Here is a 9660-nt window from a genome sequence, read left to right as displayed (position 1 = left end):
TACCGCTTTATAGCGGGCCAGTAAAAGTGCTTGCGATACCGCCCTTTGGGGCGAGCAGTAACAATGGCCCTTTGGAGGGCCAAGGATAAACCACCAGTTGAACTGGTGGTTGCTAACTTAGATTTTTACTACACTTCGCTTGATGTATCATTTCGGAAATGAGCATGCAGAGTGTAATGTCTATCTGTTGCGATACTTGAGAAAGAATTCGGATAAGACAGGCAATTCCTGGAGTACGGAGATGATATATCTTTTAGCAGATGCGAACAGTCGCAGAAAAGAACTGTTCCTGCGGGATGCAGATGTAAAATTTTATAATAATGATTCTGAACGGAATCTGCGCAAATGCAAAACTCATCAGAAGATGTCAGATGGTTTTAGAAAAGAAAGTGGCAGTAAACTGTATTGTGACATCATGAGCGTTATAGAAACCTGCAAAAAAATGCAGATACTCGAAAGTATTTACATTATATTTGCAGGCAAACGGGCCATATATTGCCCCGTTTATTTTTAGTACTTTAAAACTACTCAGCCGTCAGGCTGAGTAGTTACAAAGAGGGCAATGCCCTCTAACCTATGAAAGAAATATTCTTGACTTTCAGGTGCATTCTTTCTATAATGAATTCAAAAGTGGGAGTTTGTGCAATGGGGCACACAGATGGAAAGTCTGTGTGTCTTTTTTTATCGGAGAGGAGGTAAAATATGGCAGCTTTTGATAGAATTCTTTCCGGAATTCCGGAAATGGATCAGGCACTTGACAATATCAGGCTGGGGGATAACGTGGTATGGAGGGTATCTCACTTGGAGGAATTTCGATATTTCTGCGAACCTTATGTAGAACAGGCGATTAAAGACAAACGAAATATTGTATATTTTCGATTTGCAAGCCATGAATTATTGGTAAAAGAATGCCCTGAGGTGAAAAGAGTAGAGATTCCGCTGTCCCATCAATTTGAAAACTTTACGGTGGAAATACATAAAGTCATTGAAAGGGAAGGTATTGATACCTTTTACATTTTTGACTGTTTATCAGAGCTTCAGACAGCCTGGGCGACAGACCTGATGATGGGCAACTTTTTTCGTGTAACCTGTCCGTTCCTTTTTTCCCTGGATACGGTTGCCTTTTTCCCTATCATCAGAGGGAAGCATTCCTTTCATGCGGTAAAAAAGATATTAAATACAACACAATTACTTCTGGATGTATATTCTGATCCCAAAAATATCTATGTACGTCCTGCAAAAGTGTGGAACAGAGATTCAGAAACCATGTTTCTGCCACATATTTACAACAAAGAACTGAGAACATTTCGTCCGATCAGAGATGGCGTGCAGTCCAGCCGTTTTTATCAGATTCTCAGCAAATTTCAAAGACCAGGCGAAGAACAGTTTACAGATTCCTGGGATCGTTTTTTCAATACTGCCAGGATGCTGTATGACAATCACATGAATACAGAAGAGGCCTGCAATACAATGTGCGATATTATGATGACCAGAGACAGAAAAATGCGTCTTATGGTAAAAAAGCATTTTTCTCCTGAAGACTATTTCAGTGTCCGGAATCATATGATCGGAACCGGCATGATAGGCGGAAAAGCCTGCGGTATGCTGCTTTCCAGAGCAATTGTGCGAAATCTGGCCTGGGACATCAATGAGGTACTGGAACCACATGATTCTTTCTTTATAGGTTCCGATGTTTATTATACATATATTGTGGACAATGGATTTTGGGATATCCGTGTTCGTCAAAGAGAGGAAACTGAATATTTTTCTCTGGCAGAAGAATTTGCCAGACGTCTGAAAAATGGTGTATTTTCCGAGGAAATGAAAAATCATTTTTTACATATTCTGGAATATTATGGACAGGATCCTTTTATTGTGCGTTCCAGCAGTATTCTGGAGGATGGCTTCGGAAACGCATTTGCAGGAAAATATGAATCTGTTTTTTGCGCAAATCGTGGAAGCCTGGAAGAACGCCTTGCGGAATTCGAGAATGCCATAAAGACCGTATATGCAAGCTCTATGAGCTTGTCTGCGCTGGATTACAGAAAGAGGCGGGGGCTTGATAAACGTGATGAACAGATGGCACTTCTTGTACAGCGTGTATCTGGTTCTTACTATGGCTCTTATTATATGCCATGCGCAGCAGGGGTAGGATACTCCTACAGTCCGTACAAGTTTTTGGAGAAAATCGATCCGAAAGCTGGAATGCTCAGATTAGTTATGGGGCTGGGAACGTCGGCAGTAGACAGGACAGAAGGCTCTTATCCAAGACTTGTCAGCCTTGATATGCCTCAGGCAACAAACTGCACGACTATTGCCCAGAAACATCAGTTTTCACAGCGGAAAATAGAAGTTGTGGATACAACCAGACACTGTCTGAGACAGCTGGAGCTGGACCAGATTGAAGCTTATATTCCGGGATATCTGGGCAAACTTCTTCTGGAACATGATTTTGAGGTGGAGGCTTCCATGAGGGAGAGAGGAATAAACAGAGAGGTCCGTTTTATTTCATGCGGCGGTCTTGTAAAAAAAGAGCTTCTCATGCAGCAGATACAAATGATCATGCAGTTGATTCAGAAGGAATATGACTATCCTGTTGACATTGAGTTTACGGTAAACTTATCTGAAACAGGAGAATACTCTATAAATCTGCTGCAGTGCCGACCATTGCAGGTGTTTAAGGATACGGGGAATGTGGAAATTCCGGACAATATCCCGGAAGAAAATATTATTCTGGAAAATGTACATTCTTCCATGGGGTTATCGAGGAAGACGCAGATAGATACTATTGTTCTGATAGATCCCGTAGCTTATTATAATATGCCGTATGCAAAAAAAGTAAAAGCAGCGAAGCTGATCGGTGCAGTAAACTGGAAAAATAAGGGGAAGAACAAGCATATGCTTCTGATCGTGCCGGGCCGCATCGGAACCTCTTCCCCAGAGCTTGGTGTTCCCACAACCTTTGCAGATATCAGTGAGTTTGAAGCAATTTGTGAGGTAGAGGAGAAATCTGTTGGATATAACCCGGAGCTTTCCTATGGAAGCCATATTTTCCAGGATCTGGTTGAAGCGGAAATATTGTATACAGCAGTATTTTCAAATGAAAAGACACTTCGGTTTGCACCCGAAAAGCTGGCTGATTTTCCGGATATTATAGATTTCTATACAGATGATCCGGATCTAAAGGGAGTTGCTCATGTATATGATACCAGCAAAGCTTCCTGTGAATTGTGCAACGACCTGCAAAATGAAAAACTGGTGTTGTACCGGAAATAAAACATTTAACCAAATCAAGCAAGCAGCGAAGCGGACTTGGAATATCCGCTTGACTCCCGGCATGACAGTAGAATAAAATAATGTTATACTACAATTAGAAAAAAGTTATACGAAGAAAGAGAACAAAATGGAACCATACTACTACAATCATATGACCAAACCCCAGCAGGCGGCTTATCACAGCATCCTTGCCGGGGTGAAGAACCTTGCAGATGAAATTCAGATCCCGGCGCTTGCAGGGGAGGAGCTTTACAACGTGTTTTTCCAGATGCGGCTGGATCATCCGGAAATCTTCTGGGTCATCAGCTTCAAGTACCGTTATTATAAAGATTCCCCTAATCTGATTTTTATCCCTGAGTATTTATTTGACAAAAATAAGATCCGGGAGCATCAGAAAGCCATGGAAGCCCGTGTGGAAAAGCTTGTCCGCCCTGCTATGAAGCTTTCCCAGTGGGAAAAAGAAAAGTATGTACATGATTTTATTTGTGAAAATGTTCGTTATGATAAGCTGAAAAAACCTTATTCCCACGAAATTATCGGTCCTCTGGGTCAGGGCGTAGGAGTCTGTGAAGGCATTGCAAAAGCAGTAAAGGTTCTTCTGGATGCATTGGGAGTGTGGTGTATGATTGCTATTTGCGGGAATAATCCGGAAAAAGGAATCAAGTACCGTCATACCTGGAATATTGTAAAAACAGAGGGGACATATTATCATCTGGATGCCACCTTCGATAATAGTCTTGGGACAGATCACCATAATTCAGAAATCCGTTATGACTATTTTAATCTGGATGATCAGCAGATTTTTCGGGATCATGAACCGTTGATCGCACCGGCGCCTTCCTGCACGGATCATGATCATTTTTATTATAAAGAAAAAAAGCTTTCCTTTACCAAAAAGGAAGACGTATACAAGCGCTCCCTTCAGGCAGCTAAGAAGGGAAAGGTCCTGATTTTTCACTGGAGAGGCGGTTATCTTACCCGTGAAGTGTTAGACGAGCTTCTGGAGCTGATACGAAAGGCAGGAGCAGAACGAAATAAAACTGCAAGAGTCAGCATAAACTGGCCTCAGGCAGTTATTCGGCTTGAGTATACAGACACACAGCTGCCGGAAAAGATTTCTCTTGAAGAAGCGAATGAAGGAGAGCGGCAATAGCCTGCTTCGGGAAGAAAACTGAAATAAACTAAAAGGGACATAAGTTCTTTTAGAATTTTGAAAAACAAAAATATTGCATGAAAAAACTTTAAAAAAACTGGCCGAATTATACAAAAATTAAAATAAACAATGAAAAAGGGACATGAGTCCTGTCTTAAAAGTGAGACATATGTCATTGTAAGACTATCAGGATCGATATTATAAAAAGGAGGAAAATATAAAATGAAGAAAAGAATTGCAGCTATGGTGCTTGCAGGAGCAATGGCACTTTCCCTTGCACCAGCTTATGGAGCAACAGAGGTAAAGGCAGAGGCATCCGACATGAAGATCGCCATGGTTACTGACTCCGGTGATATCACAGACCAGAGCTTTAATCAGACTACTTACGAGGCATGTAAGGAATGGGCAGCTGACAATGGAAGCGACTTCAACTATTACAAACCAGAGAGTGACTCCGATGAGGCACGTAACGCAAGTGTTGACCAGGCTGTAGCAGACGGCGCGAACGTAATCGTTCTTCCTGGCTACATGTTCGCAGCTACCATCGTAGAGCAATCCGAGATGTACCCGGATGTGAAGTTCATCGCACCAGACGTAAGTGCAGGCGATATCTGCGAGAAAGGTGTTGGCGAAGGATACACCTACAATCCGGACGATTATGAAGTAACGGATTACTACAATGCAGACAATGTATACTGCTGTACTTATCAGGAAGAGGTTTCCGGATACATGGCAGGATACGCAGCAGTGAAGTTTGGATACAAACATCTTGGATTCCTTGGCGGAATGTCTGTACCGGCCGTTACCCGTTTCGGATATGGCTACATCCAGGGTGCTGATGAAGCAGCAAAAGAGCTTGGAATCACAGACGAGGTTGAACTTGAGTATGTATGCGGCGGACAGTTCTACGGCGACGCAGACATCACAGCTTACATGGATACCTGGTACGGCAGCAAGGGCGTTGAAGTTGTATTCGCATGCGGCGGCGGAATCTACACATCTGCAGCAGAAGCAGCAGCTAAGGTTGACGGCAAGGTAATCGGTGTTGACTCCGACCAGTCCGGAATCATTGGCGAGGACATCACAGTTACATCCGCTATGAAAGGTCTTGCACCGACTGTTAAGACTGCACTTGACGCAATCAAGGACGGTAACTGGGAATCTGACTATGCTGGAAAAATCGACAACCTTGGTCTTGTATCCGAGAATCCAGAAGACAACTACGTACAGCTTCCAATGGATACCACACAGTGGGATGACAACTTTACTGTAGATGATTACAAGGATCTTGTAAGCAAATTATATAATGGCGAGATCACAGTAAGCAACGACATTACTGCATTACCGGAAACTGAGATCGCAGTAAACGATTACGGCAGCATCAAATAAGACAACTACTCCGCATAGATAAATGCAGTTATAAATCACGGGTAGTGTTCCGGCAGGAAGGCTTAATAGTCCTATGAAAGAAGGGGCATGCAAGTGATAGAAAGGGGAGTGAGCAGTGGCCACTTCCCTTTTTTATCGGAACAGGCATGTTTGCAAGATGCCTGTTCCATGCTTTCTGGCAGTGACTCTGCCATGAATAAGAAGGAGAAAAACGAAGATGAGTGAATATGCAATTGAAATGCTGGGAATCACCAAGCGCTTTCCCGGAATCATCGCAAATGACAATATCACGCTTCAGTTAAAAAAAGGTGAGATCCACGCACTGCTTGGTGAGAACGGAGCAGGCAAATCCACCCTGATGAGCGTTCTGTTCGGTCTGTACCAGCCAGAAGAGGGAGAAATCCGCAAGGACGGCAAAAAGGTAGAGATCAAGGACCCTAATGATGCCAACGACCTTGGAATTGGTATGGTGCACCAGCACTTCAAGCTGGTAGAATGCTTCAGCGTTCTTGACAACATCATTCTTGGCGTGGAGACCACAAAGAATGGTTTTCTTCAAAAAGACGGCGCACGTAAAAAAGTGATGGAGCTTTCCCAGAAATACGGTCTGTCTGTAGATCCTGACGCCATCATTGAAGACACCACAGTTGGTATGCAGCAGAGAACAGAAATCCTCAAGATGCTTTACCGTGACAATGAGATCCTGATCTTTGATGAGCCTACCGCAGTGCTCACTCCCCAGGAGATCCAGGAACTGATGCAGATCATGAAGAACCTGGCAGCAGAGGGCAAGAGCATTCTGTTTATCACTCATAAGCTGGGCGAGATCATGCAGGTCGCAGACCGCTGCACTGTCCTTCGAAAGGGCAAATACATCGGTACTGTAGACATTAAGGACACCAATCCGGAGAAGCTTTCCGCCATGATGGTAGGACGAGACGTAAACTTCGTTGTAGAAAAAGACGAAGCAAATCCAGGAGAAGTGGTTCTTGATGTGAAGGATATGGTAGTAGGCTCCAAGTGCCATAAAAACAATGCGGTGAACGGCGTTTCCCTTCAGGTTCACAGAGGCGAGATCGTATGTATCGCCGGAATCGACGGAAACGGACAGACAGAATTTGTCTACGGGCTTTCCGGCCTGGAACCGATTAAGAGCGGTACCATCACCATGAATGGAAAAGACATTACCCACATGCCAATCCGTGAGCGCCTTACCTCTGGAATGAGCCATATCCCGGAAGACCGTCACAAACATGGCCTTGTACTGGATTATTCCCTGGAAGACAACATTGTTCTTCAGAGATATTTTGAACCCCAGTTTACCAACAAATTCGGTTTCCTTAAGAGAAAGGAAATCCGCAAATATGCCAACCGCCTGATCGAGCAGTACGACATCCGTTCCGGCCAGGGCGCTGTCACCAAGGCAAGATCCATGTCCGGCGGCAACCAGCAGAAAGCCATCATTGCCCGCGAGATTGACAAGAATCCGGAGCTTCTGATCGCAGTACAGCCTACCCGAGGTCTGGACGTTGGAGCAATCGAGCATGTGCACAAGCAGCTGGTTCAGGCAAGAGATGCAGGCAAGGGCGTTCTTCTCATAAGCCTGGAGCTGGATGAGGTTATGAATGTATCTGACCGCATCCTGGTTATGTATGAGGGAGAAATCGTAGGAGAATTTGATCCGAAGAAGGTAACTGTAGAGGAGCTTGGTCTTTACATGGCAGGATCAAAGAGAAAGGAGACAAAGAGCAATGAATAATGATTCCAAAAAGAAAGCAGGCATTCTGAGAAACAATGCATTTCAGACCATCATTGCTTCTTTGCTTTGCATTGTAATCGGTCTTTTGATCGGATATGTGGTGCTTCTGATCATCAATCCAAAAGGTGCTGCAGGGGCAATCACCGCGATCCTGAAAAACTATTTTTATTATCCAAGCCAGAAGGCCATGCTGAAATACATGGGAACCACACTGGTAAAGGCATCTGCCCTTCTGATGTGTTCCCTGTCCGTTTTGTTTGCTTATAAGGTTGGACTTTTTAACATTGGAGCAGCCGGACAGTATGTAGTCGGTGCCGGTGCTTCCCTTTATTTCGCATTGAAGCTTGGCATGCCATGGTATGTATGCATGATCGCAGCCATTGTGATTGCAGCGCTGATCGGCGGCGTTTCCGGTGCATTGAAGGCATACTTTAACGTAAACGAGGTTATTTCCTGTATCATGCTGAACTGGATTTCCCTGTATGTGGTAAACATGCTTCTGACTCAGGTAAAATCCGAGTCCACCCCATATACTGTGGACCTTTCCAGCGGAAACAAAAGTGCCCTTCTTCCAAACTGCGGTCTGGATGAGATCTTTTCCGGAAATAAATTCGTTTCCGTTGGTCTTATTATCTCTGTCGTGATGGCGATCGCCGTGTGGGTACTTTTGGAGAAAACCAAATTCGGCTTTGAGCTTCGCGCAACCGGTATGAATAAAAATGCCGCAAAATACTGCGGTATGAAAGAGAAGAGAAACACCATCGTAACCATGATGATCGCTGGCGGCCTTGCAGGACTTGGCGCAGCTGTATTCTATCTCAGCGGAATTGAGACTTGGATGGTACAGCAGACAACTGTTCCGGGAATGGGCTTTAACGGAATCGCGGCAGCATTCCTTGGAGGTCTGAACCCAATCGGAGCGATTTTCTCCTCTTATTTTATCCAGCACATTACAAGCGGCGGAAGCTACGTAGACAAAACCATGTACTGTGCACAGATCTCTGATCTGATCTCCGCATTTATTATTTATCTGTGCGGATTTGTATTCTTCTTCAAACTTTGGTTAAACCGTTATCTCGATAAGAGAGATGAGAAAAAAGCTGCAAAAGGAGGAGAAAAATAATGTTATTATTGATTCAGTATACATTAATATTTGCTTCTGTATTGATTCTCGTAGCACTTGGCGGCTGTTTTTCTGAGCACAGCGGTGTAATCAATATCGGTCTTGAGGGAATTATGGTTATGGGAGCACTTGGCGGTGCCCTGATGATGAAATATCTTCCGGAATCTGCTCCGGCAGCGGTTGTGATCCTTCTGGTTGTTCTGGCAAGCGTACTGGTGGGAATGGTCTTTTCCCTGCTTCTTGGCGTAGCTGCCATCAACTTTAATGCAGACCAGACTCTGGTTGGAACTGCCCTGAACCTTCTTGGACCTGCGGCAGCAGTTGTTATCGTGCGTGCCATCAACATGGCAGAGAACCCGGACAACGTTTCTTCCACAGTTGCTTACAAGGTGGCAAAGAAAGCATTCCTGGTAAGAATCGGCAAATTTGAGTTCAGCTGGTTCATGCTGTTTGCTCTTTTGATCCTGATCGCTTCTTATATTGTATTATACAAAACCAGATTCGGACTTCGTCTTATGGCATGCGGCGAGCATCCCCAGGCAGCTGACTCTGTAGGTATCAATGTGTTCAAAATGCGTTATGCAGGCGTTCTGATCTCCGGCGCTCTTGGCGGACTTGGCGGACTGGTTTATATCACAGCCGGCGTCAGCGAGTGGAAATTCGAGAACGGAGTTGCAGGTTTTGGCTTCCTTGCACTTGCGGTTATGATCTTCGGACAGTGGAAACCGGTGAACATCGGACTGGCAGCCCTTCTGTTCGGTCTGTTCCGTGCCCTGTCCAACGTATACACAGGCTTTGATGCACTGGTTGCACTGAAGCTTCCAAGTACTCTGTACAACATGTTCCCATACATCATTTCCCTGATCGTCCTTGTATTCGTATCTAAGAACTCCAGGGCACCAAAGGCGGAAGGTATTCCGTACGATAAGGGACAGAGGTAAACCTCCGAATGGCTGGAGG

Annotated in this window: 7 protein-coding genes; all 7 read left to right on the top strand. The window is 44.5% G+C overall.

Annotated features, from left to right (window positions below; all coding sequences use genetic code 11):
* The first annotated feature begins 142 nt into the window (after nucleotides 1-142).
* Nucleotides 143-514 carry an IS66 family transposase gene (locus H8S54_RS19095; RefSeq protein WP_334298067.1) on the top strand — a complete coding sequence of 124 codons (372 nt, stop codon included), beginning with the start codon at nucleotides 143-145 and terminating at the stop codon, nucleotides 512-514.
* A 188-nt stretch (nucleotides 515-702) separates the two neighbouring features.
* Complete coding sequence (locus H8S54_RS13685) at nucleotides 703-3276, top strand: PEP/pyruvate-binding domain-containing protein (protein ID WP_173765805.1); 2574 nt, start codon at nucleotides 703-705, stop codon at nucleotides 3274-3276.
* A 127-nt stretch (nucleotides 3277-3403) separates the two neighbouring features.
* Entirely contained in the window at nucleotides 3404-4429 is a 1026-nt protein-coding gene (locus tag H8S54_RS13680; RefSeq protein ID WP_021924625.1) for a transglutaminase domain-containing protein, read from the top strand.
* 222 nt (nucleotides 4430-4651) lie between these two features.
* On the top strand, nucleotides 4652-5818 hold the full coding sequence (locus H8S54_RS13675; RefSeq protein WP_021924626.1) for a BMP family ABC transporter substrate-binding protein: 1167 nt from the start codon (nucleotides 4652-4654) through the stop codon (nucleotides 5816-5818).
* Between the two features lie 217 nt (nucleotides 5819-6035).
* Complete coding sequence (locus tag H8S54_RS13670; protein WP_186901665.1) at nucleotides 6036-7577, top strand: ABC transporter ATP-binding protein; 1542 nt, start codon at nucleotides 6036-6038, stop codon at nucleotides 7575-7577.
* A complete protein-coding gene (locus tag H8S54_RS13665; RefSeq protein ID WP_186901664.1) occupies nucleotides 7570-8700 on the top strand; it encodes an ABC transporter permease in 1131 nt (376 codons plus the stop codon). The genes H8S54_RS13670 and H8S54_RS13665 overlap by 8 nt, the downstream gene beginning before the upstream one ends.
* Nucleotides 8700-9641, top strand: coding sequence for an ABC transporter permease (locus H8S54_RS13660; protein WP_021924629.1), 942 nt, complete (start codon nucleotides 8700-8702; stop codon nucleotides 9639-9641). The genes H8S54_RS13665 and H8S54_RS13660 overlap by 1 nt, the downstream gene beginning before the upstream one ends.
* Nucleotides 9642-9660 lie beyond the last annotated feature (19 nt).

Source organism: Blautia segnis, from assembly GCF_014287535.1.
GTDB classification, from domain to species: Bacteria; Bacillota; Clostridia; order Lachnospirales; family Lachnospiraceae; genus Blautia_A; species Blautia_A acetigignens.
This window is presented reverse-complemented; position numbering and strand designations above follow the sequence as displayed.

Excerpts from the sequence above, each read along its gene's own strand:
- H8S54_RS19095 (WP_334298067.1), top strand. The coding sequence starts at position 143 with ATGTATCATTTCGGAAATGAGCATGCAGAGTGTAATGTCTATCTGTTG.
- H8S54_RS13685 (WP_173765805.1), top strand. The coding sequence starts at position 703 with ATGGCAGCTTTTGATAGAATTCTTTCCGGAATTCCGGAAATGGATCAG.
- H8S54_RS13680 (WP_021924625.1), top strand. The coding sequence starts at position 3,404 with ATGGAACCATACTACTACAATCATATGACCAAACCCCAGCAGGCGGCT.
- H8S54_RS13675 (WP_021924626.1), top strand. The coding sequence starts at position 4,652 with ATGAAGAAAAGAATTGCAGCTATGGTGCTTGCAGGAGCAATGGCACTT.
- H8S54_RS13670 (WP_186901665.1), top strand. The coding sequence starts at position 6,036 with ATGAGTGAATATGCAATTGAAATGCTGGGAATCACCAAGCGCTTTCCC.
- H8S54_RS13665 (WP_186901664.1), top strand. The coding sequence starts at position 7,570 with ATGAATAATGATTCCAAAAAGAAAGCAGGCATTCTGAGAAACAATGCA.
- H8S54_RS13660 (WP_021924629.1), top strand. The coding sequence starts at position 8,700 with ATGTTATTATTGATTCAGTATACATTAATATTTGCTTCTGTATTGATT.